The organism is Latilactobacillus graminis DSM 20719, from assembly GCF_001436415.1.
GTDB lineage: Bacteria > Bacillota > Bacilli > Lactobacillales > Lactobacillaceae > Latilactobacillus > Latilactobacillus graminis.
The window spans coordinates 16,942-35,287 of the sequence record NZ_AYZB01000009.1; the positions used below are offsets into that span (position 1 = coordinate 16,942).

16 protein-coding genes are annotated in these 18,346 nt (G+C 40.3%); 11 read left to right on the forward strand and 5 right to left on the reverse strand.

Features of this window, described 5'->3' with window-relative positions; all coding sequences use genetic code 11:
- The first annotated feature begins 198 nt into the window (after window positions 1–198).
- The gene (locus FC90_RS03850) at window positions 199–888 is read left to right on the forward strand and encodes a 2,3-diphosphoglycerate-dependent phosphoglycerate mutase (protein WP_057907990.1); all 690 of its coding nucleotides are present in this window, start codon (window positions 199–201) and stop codon (window positions 886–888) included.
- A gap of 355 nt (window positions 889–1,243) precedes the next feature.
- Here the strand turns inward: FC90_RS03850 and FC90_RS03855 are convergent, their stop codons facing one another.
- Entirely contained in the window at window positions 1,244–2,206 is a 963-nt protein-coding gene (locus FC90_RS03855; RefSeq protein ID WP_057907991.1) for a zinc-binding dehydrogenase, read from the reverse strand.
- A gap of 346 nt (window positions 2,207–2,552) precedes the next feature.
- Between FC90_RS03855 and FC90_RS03860 the strand changes: the two genes are divergently transcribed.
- On the forward strand, window positions 2,553–3,026 hold the full coding sequence (locus FC90_RS03860; RefSeq protein ID WP_057907992.1) for a helix-turn-helix domain-containing protein: 474 nt from the start codon (window positions 2,553–2,555) through the stop codon (window positions 3,024–3,026).
- Between the two features lie 102 nt (window positions 3,027–3,128).
- On the opposite strand, the gene FC90_RS03865 is transcribed toward FC90_RS03860, so the two are convergent.
- Window positions 3,129–3,815, reverse strand: coding sequence for a Crp/Fnr family transcriptional regulator (locus FC90_RS03865; protein ID WP_057907993.1), 687 nt, complete (start codon window positions 3,813–3,815; stop codon window positions 3,129–3,131).
- 186 nt (window positions 3,816–4,001) lie between these two features.
- Here FC90_RS03865 and larA point away from each other — a divergent pair, with 186 nt between their 5' ends.
- Genes larA through larE form a run of 4 tightly spaced genes read left to right on the forward strand, consistent with a single transcriptional unit; the run spans window position 4,002 to window position 8,093 of the window.
- Window positions 4,002–5,279 (forward strand): nickel-dependent lactate racemase, encoded by a 1,278-nt coding sequence (larA, locus tag FC90_RS03870; RefSeq protein ID WP_057907994.1) that lies wholly within the window; start codon window positions 4,002–4,004, stop codon window positions 5,277–5,279.
- Window positions 5,280–5,284: 5 nt separating this feature from the next.
- The gene (larB, locus tag FC90_RS03875) at window positions 5,285–6,040 is read left to right on the forward strand and encodes a nickel pincer cofactor biosynthesis protein LarB (protein WP_057907995.1); all 756 of its coding nucleotides are present in this window, start codon (window positions 5,285–5,287) and stop codon (window positions 6,038–6,040) included.
- On the forward strand, window positions 6,037–7,263 hold the full coding sequence (gene larC / locus FC90_RS03880; RefSeq protein ID WP_057907996.1) for a nickel pincer cofactor biosynthesis protein LarC: 1,227 nt from the start codon (window positions 6,037–6,039) through the stop codon (window positions 7,261–7,263). The genes larB and larC overlap by 4 nt, the downstream gene beginning before the upstream one ends.
- The gene (gene larE / locus FC90_RS03885; protein ID WP_057907997.1) at window positions 7,263–8,093 is read left to right on the forward strand and encodes an ATP-dependent sacrificial sulfur transferase LarE; all 831 of its coding nucleotides are present in this window, start codon (window positions 7,263–7,265) and stop codon (window positions 8,091–8,093) included. The genes larC and larE overlap by 1 nt, the downstream gene beginning before the upstream one ends.
- 76 nt (window positions 8,094–8,169) lie before the next feature.
- On the opposite strand, the gene add is transcribed toward larE, so the two are convergent.
- Window positions 8,170–9,195, reverse strand: coding sequence for an adenosine deaminase (gene add, locus FC90_RS03890; RefSeq protein WP_057907998.1), 1,026 nt, complete (start codon window positions 9,193–9,195; stop codon window positions 8,170–8,172).
- 169 nt (window positions 9,196–9,364) lie between these two features.
- On the opposite strand from add, the gene FC90_RS03895 reads away from it, so the two are divergent.
- The 3 genes from FC90_RS03895 to FC90_RS03905 all read left to right on the forward strand — a co-directional run bounded on the left by FC90_RS03895 (window position 9,365) and on the right by FC90_RS03905 (window position 13,361).
- Window positions 9,365–10,708 (forward strand): NCS2 family permease, encoded by a 1,344-nt coding sequence (locus tag FC90_RS03895; RefSeq protein WP_057907999.1) that lies wholly within the window; start codon window positions 9,365–9,367, stop codon window positions 10,706–10,708.
- Between the two features lie 14 nt (window positions 10,709–10,722).
- Window positions 10,723–12,501, forward strand: a complete 1,779-nt coding sequence (locus FC90_RS03900; protein ID WP_057908000.1) for an adenine deaminase C-terminal domain-containing protein — start codon at window positions 10,723–10,725, stop codon at window positions 12,499–12,501.
- 134 nt (window positions 12,502–12,635) lie between these two features.
- Window positions 12,636–13,361: an alpha/beta fold hydrolase gene (locus FC90_RS03905; protein ID WP_057908001.1), complete on the forward strand. Its 726-nt coding sequence runs from the start codon at window positions 12,636–12,638 to the stop codon at window positions 13,359–13,361.
- Window positions 13,362–13,669: 308 nt separating this feature from the next.
- On the opposite strand, the gene FC90_RS03910 is transcribed toward FC90_RS03905, so the two are convergent.
- Entirely contained in the window at window positions 13,670–14,164 is a 495-nt protein-coding gene (locus FC90_RS03910) for a MarR family winged helix-turn-helix transcriptional regulator (protein ID WP_057908002.1), read from the reverse strand.
- 123 nt (window positions 14,165–14,287) lie between these two features.
- Between FC90_RS03910 and FC90_RS03915 the strand changes: the two genes are divergently transcribed.
- Window positions 14,288–16,621, forward strand: coding sequence for an ABC transporter ATP-binding protein/permease (locus FC90_RS03915; protein WP_057908003.1), 2,334 nt, complete (start codon window positions 14,288–14,290; stop codon window positions 16,619–16,621).
- A gap of 52 nt (window positions 16,622–16,673) precedes the next feature.
- On the opposite strand, the gene FC90_RS03920 is transcribed toward FC90_RS03915, so the two are convergent.
- Entirely contained in the window at window positions 16,674–17,309 is a 636-nt protein-coding gene (locus tag FC90_RS03920; protein WP_057908004.1) for a DUF1361 domain-containing protein, read from the reverse strand.
- Window positions 17,310–17,648: 339 nt separating this feature from the next.
- Between FC90_RS03920 and FC90_RS03925 the strand changes: the two genes are divergently transcribed.
- Window positions 17,649–18,209, forward strand: a complete 561-nt coding sequence (locus FC90_RS03925; protein WP_235804313.1) for an MBL fold metallo-hydrolase — start codon at window positions 17,649–17,651, stop codon at window positions 18,207–18,209.
- Window positions 18,210–18,346: the final 137 nt, after the last annotated feature.

Below are 18,346 nucleotides of genomic sequence, written 5' to 3' on the forward strand. Positions count from 1 at the left end.
GTAATGAACAGTTAGTTCAGTACGGATATCGTGTGAAGGATTGACTGGCAGCATTGTGTCCGCCTTGATAGCAGTTTAGGCTTATTTTACTACGATGCAGAGTGCTGTTCTTTTTACTGAAAAGATTAGACTGTAAATTATGGAACAAACAGTGTAAAATGAACAGAGTAAAAATAAAAAAAGTGAGGTTACTTACACATGGCTAAATTAGTTTTTATTCGTCACGGACAAAGTGAATGGAACTTATCAAACCAATTCACTGGTTGGGTTGATGTTAACTTAAGCGAAGAAGGCGTACGCCAAGCTCAAAACGCTGGTGCTTTATTGAAAAAAGAAGGCATCGAATTTGACCAAGCTTACACATCAGTATTGACACGGGCTATCAAGACATTACACTATGCACTTGAAGGTTCAGATCAATTATGGGTTCCTGAAACAAAATCATGGCGTTTAAACGAACGTCATTATGGGGCATTACAAGGCCAAAATAAAGCTGAAGCCGCTGAAAAATGGGGCGACGAACAAGTTCACATTTGGCGCCGTTCATACGATACATTACCACCATTATTGGACGCTAGTGATGAAGGCTCAGCAGCTAACGACCGCCGTTATGCCCACTTAGATCCCAAAGCAATTCCTGGTGGCGAAAACTTGAAAGTTACTTTGGAACGGGTGATTCCATTCTGGGAAGACGAAATCGCACCAAAATTAATCGACGGTAAAAACATCATTATTGCAGCTCATGGTAACTCACTCCGCGCCTTAACAAAATACATTGAAAACATCTCTGATGAAGACATCATGGACGTTGAAATGGCAACTGGCGAACCAGTTGTTTACGATTTAGACGAAAACTTAAACGTCGTAAGCAAAAAGAAATTAAACTAATATAGTGCGGATGGTTGCGGTTAGCAACTGAGCATTAATAAAAAATCACCTTAATCTTGGTTTTAAGATTAAGGTGATTTTTAGATTAAGCGGAAGTTGTTGCAACCAGGAGCATAATTCAAAAGAGTGTGTTTAAAGCGGGGTGATTGTAGCTAAGCATAGGAATCAGCTTTAGAAAGCACATTTAATAAACTTACTCAAATACGCTAGTCCCGTAAAGGGCTAGCCTATTTTTTGCATAAAAATGATACGTTAGGGTGCAACGAGAACACTTCGGCTAAATTTGATAGTTTTAAGCACCATTTTCAGTTACACCATGAAGTAAGAATCAGATATAGGGGCGTACGTCTTTCTATTAATCGAGGGTTACAACCACTTTACCAAAGCTATGTTGGCTTTGGAGATATTGATGAGCCGCCTGGATTTGTGCGAGGCTGAAAATCCGTGCGGGAGTGACATCAATACGATATTTTTTGATAAAGGTTAACATTTCTTGCACCTTACTGCTAGATACATCGCCAGAATAAAAGCCAGTTAGGTAGCGATTATTCGGAATATCGATAATTGGATCTAAGGCATCGATCGTCCAAACGCCACCCAGTTCGCCGGTAGCACTCAAAATTCCATACTCAGTTAGATGTTGTAATGAGTCACGGGTAGCTGCAGGTCCAATGAGGTCAGCGATTTTATCGAATTGGCCGGACTCATTTGGGAGGGTGTTGGGTGTAGGTGTTACGAGGACATCATCGAACCCGGCTGCCAATAGTTGATCAGATTTATTCGCAGAGCGCGTGGTCCCAGTTACGGGGATACTAGCATCATATCCTTTGATTAGTTTCATAACGGCAATACCGACACCACTAGTGGCCGCTCTGACTAAAATGTGGTCGCTTTTAGTAATCTGTAAACTTTTGAAAATTCCGAAGGCGGTATAGAAGGTTTCGGGAATCGCGGCGAGATTAGCCCAACTTAAAGTCGATTCAACTGGATAGATTTGTTCATTGGGTAGTAAGACGTATTCAGCATAGCTACCGTCAAAGGCGCGGCCCATCTCGCCCATAATTGAAATCACTTTTTGACCAACCGGCAGTTGTTCGGGATTGGAGGATTCGGTGATCATGCCAACGGCTTCAATGCCGAGGATTCTGGGGAATTGAACCGCGGGCGACTTGCCTTCCCGCGTGAAAATTTCGGAGCGGTTAATGCCAAAACCCATCACTTTAACGAGTGACCAACCTGGTTTAATTACTGGTTTCAAAACGTCGGTATATGTGAGGACTTCTGGTCCACCAGACTTTGAGACAATGATTGCTTTCATCAAAAATTTCCTCCAATGTACATATAATAGTTAATTTCATTCTAAAGCTTTTGTTTGTTAATTCATACAGATAATTATGCAGGCCAGTTTGCGCTAATCGCATCAATGAGCAGTAATAGCTGACGCTTTGGGCTTTTCAAATAATTGACATAAATTGGCATTTTAGCTTGCGGATCACTAATTGGGACCGTGATTCGGTCTAATTGCTACGGTGATAGCTGCTTAAAAAAACATCTTTTTGGGAGCGATTGGAAGCTTGAATTTACACTTTAAGTGCAACAAAAAACGCATAATTAAAATCCTGTAAAATGGTGTTTGCGAAGACAGCCACTGGAGGAGATTAATTATGAGACACGGTGGTCTCCCAATTAATATTATTGCTGACAAGATTCACAGAAGTCCAGCAACCCTTTCGAGAGAACTGAAGCGAAATAACCCGATATACTCGCCTTCTAAAGCTCAAAGACGTTATCAGAATTGTAAAACAAGCTGCGGCCGTAAGACCAACAAGAAAAGCTCTGAACCAATTACTCGAGCTATTACAGAATTATTAAAAGTATTACCTCAAAATACAGTCAGATTACTAGTGAATTTAAAGCAGAATTTTATTTTCCCAATTCGCACGCTCCGGCAGAGAGGTACAAGTGAGAATATAAATGGTTTAATTCGCGAATATTTACCTAAAGCAGCGGATATCGATCCGTTAGATGATGACTATCTTCGTGAATTGACAGAAAAACTAAATAAGCGACCCAGAAAATGTTTAGATTGGAAAACACCGTACGAGATTTTTTTTCAGAAAGTATCGCACTTAATTTGACAATTCAAGATCCACAAATAGGCTATCCCTTCACAGGGATAGCCTATTTGTGGATGCAAAAACGGTATTAGCTGAGCAAATGATAAAAAACGGAGTTGATGATTAGTAGGCAATGTAGTCATCCAATTTATGACTATTTGTAATAATAATCCGTCTTTTATTTTGGTCGCTAGTATCAAACGCAATCACGTTTTCGGTTTTTAATTTGCGGAGCATGCGACTAACACTAGTATAGTTGGCGATACTACAAAAACCGGCAAGATCTTCATTGGTAACGTTGAAATCAATTAGGATGGATGAGCTATTAGGCACAGGCACACCGAAATTTATGGACATTTCGCGCAAAAAGCTTGCTAGGGCCCCAACTCGGCCATTCATTGTCAGTCGTTGCAGCCGCGAGAGGGCTTCAGATAGACGGTGACGGTAATATTGCTTAATATAATTTTGCAGTTGCGGATCATGGTTGACGTAGTGCCAGAATTTAACACGATTAATCTGATAAAAAGTAGCTATGTTAGATTCAATTCGTACATTGAAAGGCTGTTCGTCATATTGGAGTGCTTCGTCATGGAGTAAAGAAATGACGTCAGGTTGATTGATGTAGGAGATATTGAATTCACGCCCGTCTTGTAAAATAACGGATGTCTTAATGGTACCTTCCTTTAAAATAAAGACGTTGGCGTCTTTTAATCCGTGGAAAGTTAAATAGGTATGATAATCCTTGGTAATAATCGGAATTTTTTTATCTTTTAAAAAATGTACGAGATAATCTGTTTCTTGATTAGACAAATAATTCGCCTCCTGGTTACACTCTATTAACGCATGGTTTTAGACAATTGGCATTACCAAATGATAATGCCAATTGATTATAGCATTTTCTTTTTACTTTTATTAGGGGGAAATGGCAAGTTATTCAGGTTACTAAAGGATTAATATGTGATTGTTGTAAAAGAAAGTAAGAAAGAGTGATGGCGTATCGTCGAAATAAAATTACCATATGATAAATCTGTGTTAACCGCCGAGATTCAAGCGAAAAATTTTGTGGGATCTTTAGTGTCAAAAGCGGCTACATATCAAGCAACAATGTCAGAAAAAGAATTGGTTGAGGAGTCATTAGCACATCCAATTGGCAGCGAATCATTAACAACGCTGGCTAAGGGCAAAAAGAATATTGTGATTATTAGTTCAGACCATACGCGACCTGTTCCATCACACATCATTACACCAATTCTGTTAAAACATTTAAAAGCGGTGGCACCCGATGCACGAATTCGGATTTTGATCGCAACCGGCTTTCATCGGCCATCAACACATGCAGAATTAGTTGCGAAATATGGGGCTGAGATTGTTGCTAACGAAGAAATCGTGATGCACTTTTCAGAAAAAGATGAAGATATGGTTAAAATTGGTAAACTCCCCTCAGGTGGCGATTTAATCATTAATAAAGTCGCGGCTGAAGCCGATTTATTAATTTCAGAGGGGTTTATTGAATCGCACTTCTTTGCCGGTTTTTCAGGTGGACGCAAATCAGTGTTACCTGGGATTTCGTCCTATAAAACAATTATGGCGAATCATTCTGGTGAATTTATTAATGATCATCATTCAAGAACCGGTAATTTAGACCATAATTTGATTCATGAAGATATGGTCTATGCCGCCAGAAAGGCAAACTTACAATTTATTTTGAACGTTGTGTTAGATGAAGAAAAACAAATCATCGGTTCTTTTGCTGGTGATTTAGAATTAGCACACAAAAAAGGAACTGAATTTGTCTCCGAGTTAGCAGGTGTCAAGGCGATTAAGAGTCCGATTACAATTGCCACGAACAGTGGCTATCCGCTAGATCAAAATATTTATCAAGCGGTTAAAGGGATGACTGCAGCAGAAGCCAGCAATGCTGAAGGCGGTACGATTATTATGGTTGCCGGATGTCGCGATGGCCATGGTGGCGAAGGTTTTTATCATAATTTAGCTGATGTTGATGATCCCAAAGCTTTTTTGGAAAAAGCGATTCATACGCCACGGTTAAAAACGATTCCGGATCAATGGACAGCGCAAATCTTTGCCCGTATTTTAGTCCATCATCATGTGATTTTAGTCTCTGACCTAGTAGAGCCTAAATTAGTGACTGACATGCATATGACATTGGCCACTACGATTGATGAAGCATTGAAACTAGCTTACGCAAGAGAAGGGGCTTTGGCGAAAGTTACAGTGATTCCAGATGGTCTTGGCGTCATTGTGGAGGATTAATAAAAATGATAAATAATAACTTAGAATTTTTAAAACAGGTGGCAAAGCATGAATTAACGCCTGAGCAAGCGATTGGCAAATTACAAGTTGAAGATGCTGAATTAGCATATGCAAAGGTTGATCTGGCACGGCAAGCCAGAACCGGTTATCCGGAAGTCATTTATGGTGAAAATAAAACGGCTAAGCAAGTTATTGCGATCATTAAACGGCTACAAGCTGAGCAACAACCAGTTTTAGCCACGCGAATCGGCGCTACTAAAGCAGAACAAGTGCAAGCAGCAATCCCAGTGCTCCATTATCACGAGCAAGCACGGCTATTAAGTTTATCAGTTGATAAAGGCTCGGCGATCGGAGAAATTGCAATTGTCACCGCGGGAACGTCAGACTTAAACGTTGCGGAAGAAGCTGCAGTGACGGCTGAGTTCTTTGGAAATCAGGTCACGCGAATTTATGATGTGGGGGTTGCTGGGATTCACCGATTATTTAAGCAACTACCTGCAATTCGCCGGGCAAATGTAGTGATTGTGATTGCTGGGATGGAAGGGGCTTTGGTCAGTGTGGTGGGTGGCTTAATTAGTCAGCCAATCATTGCTGTGCCAACCAGTGTTGGTTATGGCAGCCATCTAAATGGCCTAACACCATTACTAGCCATGCTCAATAGTTGCGCGGCCGGAGTAAGTGTCGTTAATATTGATAATGGTTTTGGAGCTGGCTATAACGCAAGTATGATTAATCATTTAGCACAGGGGGCTAACCAATGAAGACCCTCGTCTTAAACGCGTTTTCAGGGATTAGCGGCGACATGTTTTTAGGCGCCTTATGTGCAGTGGGCTTATCCAAAGAAGCGTTGGAAACAGAATTGGAAAAACTGGGATTACATGGTTATCAGCTTGAAGTTCAAGAAAAAACATGCTCCAGTATTCAAGGTATCAGTTTTGAAGTGCATTTAGCACAGCATCAGCTCAAGGATATTGGGATTTTAGAAGGTCACCACCAGCATGGGCGCAATTTTCACGAGATTCAGGGAATCATTGAAGATAGTGCTTTAAGTCCAACTGTTAAAAAGAATGCTCTTGCTCTTTTTACGCAAGTGGCGGAGGCCGAAGCGGTTGTGCATCGTCAATCAGTGGCGGAGGTCCAATTTCACGAGGTTGGTGCGCTAGATTCAATTATCGATTTAATCGGCGCAGCAATTGGTTTAGATTTATTAGGCATTGATCAGATGATTGTTAACGAATTAACCGACGGTAGTGGGACAATTAAGATTGCCCACGGTGTTGTCCCAGTTCCGGTTCCAGCTGTGGCGCAAATGCAAGTCGGTACTCAGATTCCAATTCGCCAACGGTTTGACGTAAAAACCGAACTAATTACGCCGACTGGGATGGCCATCGTAAAATGTTTAGCGAATGCCTATGATCGTTCTGTTACGGGCGTACTTGAAAAGGTTGGTTATGGCTTTGGTCAGCGGGAAACCGGGAGTTTAAACGCTTTAAGAGCCAGTCTTTATAATTCACTGCTTAGTCAGCAAGATGTTACTCAGGAACAAGATCAAGTGATGTTGCTAGCAACGAATATTGATGATATGACGGGGGAACAATTGGCGGATGTAGTAACAGAAATGATAACGCTAGGCGCTAAAGATGCATGGGTTGAACCGATCTTGATGAAAAAAGGACGCCCTGCCTACAAGCTTTGCATCTTAATTGACTTGCAGCAGCAAGCAGCCGTCGAACGGGCTCTCTTTACCAATACTTCAGTGATCGGCGTTCGGCATCAATTGATGAAGCGCACGGTGATGCAAAGAAATATTAAACAGGTATCTACGCGCTATGGGAGTGTTCATCTGAAAGCATTGCGGTATCAAGGCGTTGAAAAAGTAACGTTCGAACATGCTGAATTGCACGAGTTAGCAGTCACCCATCAAATCTCTATTAACGAAATTCAAAACAATATTTTAACCGATATTAAGGAGCAGGATATATAATGATGAATGAAAAAGAAAAGAAATTACGGGCTAAACTAGCCGAATATCAACAAGTGATTGTTGGATTTTCAGGCGGTATTGATTCGACAGTCGTATTAGCTGAGGCTGTTCAAGTCTTAGGTCGCGAGAATGTTTTAGCAGTAGTTGCTAATTCTGAATTATTTGCAGATGCTGAATATGAACGTGCTGTTGCATTAGCTAAAGAACTCGGTGTAGCTGTTGAAGGCGTTCGCCTAGATTACTTAAGTGAAACAGACATTGCCAATAATACTCCTAATTCGTGGTACGCCATGAAAAAAATATTTTACCAAGCTTTAAATCAAATTGCCGCCCAACACAAGGATGCCGTTGTTTTAGACGGGATGATTATGGATGACGTTAGTGATTTCCGGCCTGGGTTACGAGCACGTGATGAAGAAGGTGCTATTTCAGTCTTACAACAAGCGGATTTATACAAAGATGAGGTCCGTCAAATAGCGCAAAAATTAAACTTAACCAACTGGAATAAAGTTGCATCATGTTCTGTCTCATCTAGATTTCCGTATTATACAGAGTTAACCTCCGAAAAAATTAAAAAAGTTATGACTGCTGAAGCATATCTGCGCTCAATTGGATACTTAACGGTACGCGTACGTGTCTATAATGATATTGCTGACATCGAAGTGCCGATTGAACAATTAAGTTCATTGGTGGCACAAAGCACAACTGTCTTCCAAAAACTTCAAGCAATTGGTTATCAACATGTAACCCTTGATTTGCAAGGCTTTGAAAGCGGTAGAATGAACCAAACATTATCAGAAACTGAAAAAAGCAGGGCATTAGTCGGATAAAAAATTGCAATCATTGGTAGGCTAAAATTAAAAAAACCTGTTAAGCTAATTTAGCTTAACAGGTTTTTTTAGCGGACTATTTTTTAAAATAATCGGCTACATAGGTATCTATTTCAGCGAGGTAGACCTGCTTTTGGGCATCACTAATCCAGGCTGTTTCAAATGAGTTTTTGGCGAACTGAACGATTTGTTCAATCGTTAAACCATTCTTAACGGCGATTGCTGCGTAGTTATCGTTGATGTAACCGCCGAAGTATGCTGGATCGTCGGAATTAATTGACACTTTAACATTGTGATCCATTAATTGGAGAATTTCCTGATCTTGCATATCATCAGCAACAAGACGGTTAGAGAGTGGGCATGCAGTGAGACCGATTCTAAGTTGGGCGACCCAATCAACTAAGTCTGGATTTTCAACAATATTGGTTCCGTGATCGAGGCGTTCAACACGGATGATTTCAAGTGCCTGTTGAATATGTTGAATAGCATCAACTTGATCAATATCAGCGTGCATAGTAATTCGATAACCTTGGGCCACTGCCTCGCCATATTCTCGAAGAAACTTCAATGGTGGGTTGTGATGTTCATCGGAGTCCAACCCGATGCCGAGAATTTTGGTTTGGTAAGGTTTGGCAATTGCCAACAGTTGACGTGCTGATTCTGCGGAAAGGTCACGGAGAAAACACATAATTAAATGGGCATCAAGATTGAATGCATGAGCATCGGTACAGGCACGATGAAAGCCATTCACAACGGTCTCGAAAGCAATCCCCCGTGCCATATGGGCTTGAGGATCGAAGAATAGTTCAGCATAGCGGACATTTTCCTGGTGTGCTTTTTGTAAATAAGTAAAAGCGAGATGATAGAAATCATCTTCTGTTTGTAAGACGTCCATAGCAGGGTAATAAACCGCTAGAAATGATGCGAGTGAGTCAAATTGGTAACTTGCTCGAATTTCAGCAATTGTACTTTGGCCAATGTCAATACCGTTTTTTTGCGCAAGCGCTAATTTAAGTTCAGGCTCGAGGGTGCCTTCCAAATGAAGATGTAATTCTGCTTTAGGTAAACCATTAATAAACTCGCGTGTCGCCAATTGCGTCATAAAAATCTGCCTCCTAGTGAATTAATAACGTGATCCTAGCATAGCCTAAAAAAATTTAGATTTCAAGCTAAAAACGAACTATTTTAATTAATTATACAAAAATGTTCTTGAATAATCAGATTTAATTTGCCATACTAGTGTTATTAACGATGGACGGGAGTGATTGGGAATGGCACCAATAGAACAATCAAAGATACAAATCGGTACAGATCGGATATTTAAACTACAAGAGTCGGGGACAACGCTCAAACGAGAAATATTTGCGGGATTGACGACATTTGTGTCGATGGCTTACATTTTATTTGTTAATCCACAGGTTTTAGGTGAAGCTGGAATGGATCGAGGGGCCGTTTTTACCGCGACAGCTTTGTCGGCGATTATCGGTTCATTACTAATGGCTTTTTTAGCTAATTATCCAATTGCCATCGCACCCGGATTAGGCGACAATGCATTTTTCACGTATTCGGTGGTGATTGCGATGGGGATTTCTTGGCAAACTGCAATGGCCGGGATTGTGCTTGCTTCCCTAATTTTTATGGTTATTACTTTATTCAAGGTGCGTGAATATATTATTGATGCAATTCCGCGGGATTTAAAATTGGCGATGGCCGCCGGGATTGGCTTGTTCATCGCATTTGTCGGTTTACAAGGCGGCGGATTGGTTGTGGCTAGCAAATCAACTTTAGTTCAAATGGGCTCGTTTACCGTTCCCACGACTTGGTTGACGATTTTTGGATTAGTGGTCACTGGTGTTTTAATGGCGAAAAAGATTAACGGTGCCATCTTTATTGGGATGATTGCTACAACGATTTTAGGTCTGGTGACTAAATTGATTCCATTACCAGCACAATTGATGTCAGTCGCCCCAAGTATGAAACCAACGTTTGGTGTGGGGATTCAACATTTGGGTGATATTAATCAACCACAACTGTGGGCAGTTGTTTTGATTTTTTTGTTGGTTGCATTTTTTGATACAGCAGGGACTTTAATTGGATTGGCAGAACAAGCGGGTTTTATGAAGAACGGCAAAATGCCACGCATTGGGCAAGCGTTGATAGCCGATTCTGTTTCAATGATGGCCGGTTCGGTAATGGGAACCACACCGACAGCGGCATATGTTGAATCATCAGCTGGAATTGCAATGGGTGGTAAAACAGGCTTAACGAGTTTAGTGGTTAGTGTATTGTTCGGGTTTTCAATGTTGTTCTCACCGTTATTAACAGTCGTTACTTCACAAGTAACAGCCCCCGTTTTAATTATCGTTGGGGTTTTAATGGCTAGCTCATTAAGTAAGATTGATTGGCATCATTTTGAGGTGGCACTACCAAGCTTTTTAACGATTATTGCAATGCCGTTAACTTACAATATTGCCTACGGAATTGCTTTTGGGTTTTTAATCTATCCGGTTACCATGTTAGCTGCAGGTCGGCGTAGGGAGATTCATCCGGCTATGTATATTTTATTCGTTGTTTTTCTTATCCTGTTGTATGTCATTAATATCTTACCGAAATAAAGGAGACGCTAATTATGTCAGACCGATTAACAACTTTTAAAGCATTAATTCAAGCTGGGGGCGCTAAACGCCCCGCAGATCTGATTATTAAAAACGGCCAATTAGTCAATGTGATGACGGCTGAAATTTATCCCGCTGAAGTGGCTGTTTATCAAGGTAAAATTGTGGCCGTCGATTCTGACGTTACGGTCTATCAAGGCGCCGAAACTCGTATAATTGATGCCAAACAACAATACATTGTACCGGGCTTGATTGATGGCCACATTCATGTGGAGTGTAGCAAATTGAGTATGACCAGTTTTGCTGAAGCAGTGGTGCCTCACGGAACAACCAGTATTATTTCTGGATTGGACGAGTATATTTCAGTGATTGGTGTAAAAGGCCTGTCAGAAATCTTTAAAGAAGTTGATCAATTACCGATGCGGGTATTTTGGGGAGCGCCATTTAAAACACCCTATACCATTCCCGCTTCGACAATTGCAGATAATATTGATTCAACGGTTCAAGCACAACTGCAAAAACGTGCTGAAGTTTATGGTGTTTGGGAGACGGTTCGCGAAGCAGTAGAAACGTTAGACGAAGATACGTTAAAGACATTATTGAGTGCGCAAGATAATCATGTACCAATTTGGGGGTGCGCCCCAATGACGACCGGGACTAAATTAAATGAATACTTGATGAGTGGCGTGCGCGTCGATCACGAAAGCTACGATCACCAAGAGTTATTAGAGAAGGTTCGCAAAGGTGTCAATGTGATGATTCGGGAATCATCAGTGACACATTTCTTGGCGGAAAATATCCGTGCAATTACTGAAAATAAGGGTCAGATTGCCCGGCATGTTAGTTTTTGTACTGATGATGTTAATGCAATGGACCTCATGCATCTGGGACATCTTGATCATTTAGTCCGATTAGCGATTGCAGCCGGAGTCGCGCCCATAACAGCGATTCAAATGGCAACAATTAACAGTGCCGAAGCTTACCGGATTGATGATCAAGTTGGTCTAATTGCCCCCGGACGTCATGCAGATATCTTATTGGTTTCTGATTTGGAAGCCTTTAAGATTACTCGTGTCTTGGCTAAAGGTGAACCGGTTGCTACTGATGGACAAATTGATCATGCTATTGAACGTCCAGTACGCCCAGCTAGTTTAACCAATACAGTTATTAGAGAAACGACTCAAGCTAGTCAATTTGAATATCGGGTAGCACCTGATGCGAGTCGCGTGACGGTGCAAACAATTGCCAGTGAAGGCCCGTTTGTACGGCGTGCTATGACTAAAGAATTAGCAGTTAAAAAAGGGATTGTTCAGATTGATCCAACTCAAGATGTTGCATTAATTTCTGTTTTAGAACGTTTTGGAAAAAATGGTAATCAATCATTAGGTTTTACCTCTGGCTGGACCCTTAAAAAAGGCGCAATGGCCTCAACTGCAGCCCCAGATGATAACAATCTTATCGTGATGGGTGTTAATCCGGATGACATGGCCTTGGCGGTTAACACATTAATCGCACATAATGGGGGACAAGTGGTAGTTGCTGACGGCCAGATTCTGAGCTTTTTACCCTTACCAATCGCCGGGATTGTTAGCGATGTAACTCCGGCTGAACTTGCAGTTCAGGAAAAAAATATCTTAAAAGCTAGCCAGGAAATCGGTAGTGAGGTCGTCGATCCAATGTTTTACATGACGTTCTTACCAATTACAGCGATTCCAGATTTGGCAATCACAGATTTGGGCAACGTTGATTGTAATGCGCTAGCATTATTCGATCCAATTTTGAACATTCAATAACAATAACGGTCTCACTAAAATAAATCGTTAGTTGGTTTTTGGAGGCAGCACGTGGTTGATCTTTAATTGATAACGTGTCGTCGTGTTTTTTATGTGCTAAAATTAATTATCAACTATAGATTGAGGAAGAATTCATGAAAAAGAAAAACATAGTGATCACCATTAGCTTATTGGTAGTTATTGTGGTAGTTGGAATCGGTGCTTTTTTTAAAGCTAGTGCTTATCAACCAACCGTCAATGCCAAGCTAGTTGCGCAAACAAGTCAAGAAACAAAGGATTATTATTTAATATCTAGTAAAAATGCTAATAAGGGTAAGTTGATCTTTTATCCAGGGGCATTAGTGACGCCACAAAGCTACAGTTTGTGGGCTAAAAAATTAGCAAATAATGGCTATCAAGTATATATTTTGAAATTACCGCTAAATATGGCGATTTTTGCGCCCAATAAAGCACAAAAAATTATCAGCCAACATCCACATGAAGAATATGTTTTAGCAGGCCATTCTTTAGGAGGCGTTATGGCAAGTCGCTTTGCCGCGCAACATCCACACCAGGTAGCGGGGATGATTTATTTAGCAAGTTACCCCGATAAAAAAGGCACATTAAAGAACACCGGGATCCCCGTTTTATCGTTAACTGCAAGTCGCGATGGGGTTTTAAATCAAAGCCAATATGCCAAAGCCAAAAAATTATTACCGCAGCAGACTGAATATATTAGTATTAAAGGCGGTAATCATGGTGGATTTGGTAGTTACGGTCATCAAAAAGGTGATCATCAGCCCAAAATTAGTAATCAAAAACAACAAACTATAATTGCTGAACAAATTAGTAATTGGTTGAACGCAAAAAACCATGCCTAATTTAGACACAAAAAAAGACAAAGTGTTACTGCTTGATAAGCGCAGTAACACTTTGTCTTTTTTGTCTTGGGGATTGGAAAAGGATGGTTGACTTTAAATTAAGCTAATATATTCATATTTAGCATGCAAAAGTTAGAGTGACCTTCAGAGATTGGTTTCGACCATTGAAGTTTTGCATTTTCAGCATGGTTAATCAGTTCCCGATAGATACACTATACAACCGCCCACATCAATCTGAAATAAAAAGATAAAGCTAATGTTTGTATGCTGACATGTCCTTTGACGTTTTTGTACCACATAAGGTGCAATTAGTAATCTAAATGCTTAGGTGGTGAGGGTACAATATCAGCTTTCGCTAGGATCGTTAAGGAGACGGCCATTGATTGATCAAGCTTGCGGCGGTCGGTAGGTGAAAGAACCGATAGGGTATCTTCGAGGCGCTCACCGATTTTTTTAAACTGTTCGGTAATGAATGCTAAACCGGATTCACTGGGATAGACATTAACAATTCGGCGATTTTCGCGGTTATGTCGCCGTTCAACTAACTCGAGATTTTCTAAAGTAGTAACGTTTCTACTCAGTTGGGACTTGGCCGCGCCAAGTTCTTCGGCCAAGTTGGACATCGAAATGCCGGGGTTTGTGGCCACAGTAAAAACAATTAATGAATTTAATGGCGTTAATTTGTTTGATTCAGTATTAATATAGTGAAAGATAGTCTGGCCTAGTGTGCCAAATAAGGTGACGACTGTGCGAATATTACTAGGAATTTTTTCTAATTCAGGTGGAAATTCATGATTAGACATGTAGGCCGTCCTTTCTAGTGATTGAATATCGCTATTTTAGCAGTAAAGTTTTCATTAATCAATCGTTGACAAATGTTAAATATTATTTATAATTGGGGTAACTTTTGAAAGAGGTGGCAACTATTGCTTGAATTACAACATTTAAAAAAATATTATACAGTTGGTGAGAACACAACTAAAGCCCTGGATGATGTCTCAATTGCGTTTAGAAAGCAAGAATTCGTTGCCATATTAGGCCCATCTGGTTCTGGTAAAACAACCATGCTCAATATGATTGGGGGCTTGGATCGATATGATTCTGGCAATCTAATTATTGAAGGAAAATCAACTGATACGTTTAAAGATTCGGATTGGGATGCCTATCGTAATAATTCGGTTGGTTTTATTTTTCAATCCTATAATATCATTGGACACCTTTCGATTATTGATAACGTTGAAATGGGGATGACCCTTTCAGGTGTTAGTACAGTTGTTAAAAAACAAAAAGCCGAAGAAGCCTTAATTCGGGTCGGCCTAAAAGATCACATGCACAAACGGCCTAATCAACTTTCAGGTGGGCAGATGCAACGGGTGGCAATTGCTCGGGCGATTGCTAATGATCCAGAGATATTGCTCGCTGATGAACCAACCGGTGCGCTGGATTCAGAAACATCTGATGAAATCATGCAGTTAATACAAGAACTATCACGTGAACGGTTAGTCATTATGGTTACCCATAATCCAGAACTCGCGCATCGTTATGCGGACAGGATTATCGAATTTGCTGATGGTAAGATTCAAAATGACAGCAATCCTTACAATGGACATGATGAAGAAGCTAGTTTCAAGTTAAAACATACTAAAATGAGCTATTTAACTGCGCTCAAATTATCATTTAAGAACATCATGACTAAAAAGGGGCGCACATTCTTAACCGTTTTTGCCTCCTCAATTGGGATAATTAGTATAGCCATCGTTTTGGCATTATCAAATGGATTCCAAAAACAAATTGATAAAACACAAAGTGATACCATGGCATCGATGCCGATTACAATTAGCACCGTTGCTTCAGACACATCGGGTGCTCAATCGGCGTTGAGTGCTAGCAAGGGTTTTTCGAAGCATCATTATGTAGAAGCGGATACAAGCCAGGCAGAAAAAGCACAACATATTAATCAACTTGATAATAACTATCTTAAGTACGTTAAAAATATTTCGCAAAAAGATGCGCAAAATATCGCGATAACCTACGGGACCGGGATGAACTTGATTAAAGAAAATGATGGTAAGTGGGGAACGGTTAAGTTTAGTAATGTTAATCCAGACAGCCAGACGATGGATACAATGGGGATGATGTCATCAGTGACTGGGGTTGGTGGTTCTGTATACCCAATTGATCGTAACGGAAAACAGAGTTTTCTAAAGAAAAATTATAAAGTTTTAGCCGGTAGTTATCCAACTAAAAAGACGGACATCGTTTTGATTGCTGATCGGGATAATAAAGTTAATGTGTCTGCATTGAAAAATCTCGGCATTAAAGCCAAAGCGAATCAGAAATTCGATTATGATGAATTGGTTGGGACTTCAGTTAAATTAATTCCGAATAACCGTTTTTATCAAAAGCAAATCAACGGGCACTTCTTACCTAATCCCGATTTCAATAAGATGGCGCACGCGCAAGATACGCAAACTCTCAAGGTCGTTGGTATTTTACGCGTTAAAGGAAAAAATAGTGATGGCTTGTTAGCTAATGGTATCGCATATAGTGACCAATTAACTAAAACGGTTTACAACACTAACAAAGATTCTGATATCGTCAAAGCCCAAGCTGTGAGTCCCATAAATGTGATCACTGGAGCCACAATTGATCCAGCAACGCGGGCACAATTATTAACGGCTTTAGGTGGTGATAAAACTGCCAGTACCATTCAGATTTATCCAAGCAACTTTAAGAAAAAAGATAATGTGTTAAAATATTTAGATCAATATAATAATGGTAAGCAAAAGTCTGCAAAGATTATCTATACTGATATGGCTGGGCAAGTATCGAAATTAACCGGTGGGATGATGGATGCGATTACTTATGTCTTAGTCGCATTTGCAGGGATATCATTAGTCACTTCAATGATTATGATTGCCATCATCACGTATACTTCAGTTCTAGAAAGAACTAAAGAAATTGGTGTATTAAAAGCCTTGGGGGCGCGTAAGAAAGATATTACGCGCGTATTCGATGCTGAAACGGCGATCTTAGGACTTGGTTCAGGAATTTTTGGGGTTGCGGTTGCATGGTTAGCAACCTTCCCCATTAATCATATTCTAGAATCATTGACTGACCTTACTAACGTCTCACAGTTAAACCCAGTTCATGCAATTGTGCTTGTTATTATTAGTACGGTCTTAACGATCCTAGGTGGGCATATTCCAGCAAAAATGGCAGCGAAGAAAGATGCCGCCATTGCGCTACGCTCAGAATAAAATTGAAAAATGCAAAATAAAGCCACGATAATGTTGTTTATCGTGGCTTTTATTAGTTCTTGATATCCAAGGGCTGATTTAGGAGTAAATATAACTGGTAGCCAACGAGCATCAAACCGAGTTGGAGAATTGAAAAAGCAAGCACAAAAATCCAAAAATCGGGCTGATTTAAGATACTAAATACCCTGTTAACGGTTGTCTGCAATTGGTAGAAAACATCCCAAGAATTGATCCGCAAAAAACGGCCCAGATAAATGGCAATTGAGGAACAGACGCTTAAGATACTAAAAGTTACCGTTTGATTTATTAAGTGGTGATGATTGGAAATTAACAGGGGATAGAGAATGAATAGACTTGCAAGTCCCAATCCAACGCCGCTAAAAACACCGCCTGCTAGAATCGCGTATTCCACAAATTGAAAGGCAGTATTCAATCCGACTCCAATCGATGAAAGATGGCTAAAATCTGTAATCATGTAGAGCGCGTTTGGGAAAAAGAGGAGCCAAACCGCGGCAATTAAATACCGCCAGGGACGAGCTTTGAATAAGCGACAAAGTAAACTGAGATCAAATGGGATTAACGCTAGGATAATGTTCCAAATCAAAAAGGCAAAGCGACTTTGATAGAGCAGAATCAAGGCGAAAAACACACAAATGATAGCATGAATCAGTAGAATTTTTCGTTTCAATAAAAGGACCTCCGGATACCTAAATATGAATAGTATAACGTGAAAGATGGGGATTAAACGTTAAGCTTTAATTAAGAGCGTGTCCAAATCGGATGATGGCACTGGCTTGAAAGCTCAGCTTTTAAGTGCATAAAAAACGATTATGTTATAATGAGCGATATAAAATACAAAAGTGAGGCATAATAATGACTGATACCCTTTGAAATTCATATTCTACATACGGGGCTTGTCAAAGTTGATAAAGGCTTACCGTTTCATGATGATTTTCGTAATCCATTAGCTTTTACCGGTCTTTTTCGGAGTCATAAAAATCAGATCCTGTTACCGGTATCTAGCTACTTGATTGAACATCCCAAGGGCTTAGTTCTATTAGATACTGGTTGGAATGATCTTGTGCGGAAAAGCCAATGGGCTGAATTGGGCTTGCAAGTACAGATTAATAAAGCCTACCTGCCAGCTGGCTGGTCAATTAAGGAACAATTAGCTGAACTTGGTTATTCAGATGCTGATTTAGAGGTTGTTTTGTTAAGTCATTTGCATTCGGACCATGCTAGTGGATTACCGTTAGTCAAGCATGCTAAAAAGTTCCTGGTCAGTGAAGAAGAATTTGAAGCTGGCCGCAAAGATAAATTACGTTATATTCCCAAAATGTGGCGTGATGTGACTTTGACACCCTTCCAGTATGTTAATAGCCAATTAGGACCTTTTCATCGTTCGTTTGATTTATTTAATGATGGTTCAATTCAAATGATTTGGACACCAGGGCATAGCGCTGGCTTATCATCAACATTAATTACGGGGGCTGATGGTAAATCCGTCTTATTAGCATCTGACACGGGGTATGCCCAATCATCAATTGAAGAACGTAAGACGCAAGGCATTTCAATCAATCAATCGTAAATGGTCTTATATTTCGGTTGGTTGGGCCAATCAGATGGCACACTCACCAAATGTAATGCGGACGATTGTGAATCACGATGTCGATACACATCCAGAAGTAATTACTTTGCCTTACTAATAAATACATCAAGGCATAT

What these genes read in the sequence shown, in the direction of transcription:
- FC90_RS03850 (WP_057907990.1), top strand. Translation starts at nt 199, where the DNA reads ATGGCTAAATTAGTTTTTATTCGTCACGGACAAAGTGAATGGAACTTA.
- FC90_RS03855 (WP_057907991.1), bottom strand. Translation starts at nt 2,206, where the DNA reads ATGAAAGCAATCATTGTCTCAAAGTCTGGTGGACCAGAAGTCCTCACA.
- FC90_RS03860 (WP_057907992.1), top strand. Translation starts at nt 2,553, where the DNA reads ATGAGACACGGTGGTCTCCCAATTAATATTATTGCTGACAAGATTCAC.
- larB (WP_057907995.1), top strand. Translation starts at nt 5,285, where the DNA reads ATGATAAATAATAACTTAGAATTTTTAAAACAGGTGGCAAAGCATGAA.
- larC (WP_057907996.1), top strand. Translation starts at nt 6,037, where the DNA reads ATGAAGACCCTCGTCTTAAACGCGTTTTCAGGGATTAGCGGCGACATG.
- larE (WP_057907997.1), top strand. Translation starts at nt 7,263, where the DNA reads ATGATGAATGAAAAAGAAAAGAAATTACGGGCTAAACTAGCCGAATAT.
- add (WP_057907998.1), bottom strand. Translation starts at nt 9,195, where the DNA reads ATGACGCAATTGGCGACACGCGAGTTTATTAATGGTTTACCTAAAGCA.
- FC90_RS03895 (WP_057907999.1), top strand. Translation starts at nt 9,365, where the DNA reads ATGGCACCAATAGAACAATCAAAGATACAAATCGGTACAGATCGGATA.
- FC90_RS03900 (WP_057908000.1), top strand. Translation starts at nt 10,723, where the DNA reads ATGTCAGACCGATTAACAACTTTTAAAGCATTAATTCAAGCTGGGGGC.
- FC90_RS03905 (WP_057908001.1), top strand. Translation starts at nt 12,636, where the DNA reads ATGAAAAAGAAAAACATAGTGATCACCATTAGCTTATTGGTAGTTATT.
- FC90_RS03910 (WP_057908002.1), bottom strand. Translation starts at nt 14,164, where the DNA reads ATGTCTAATCATGAATTTCCACCTGAATTAGAAAAAATTCCTAGTAAT.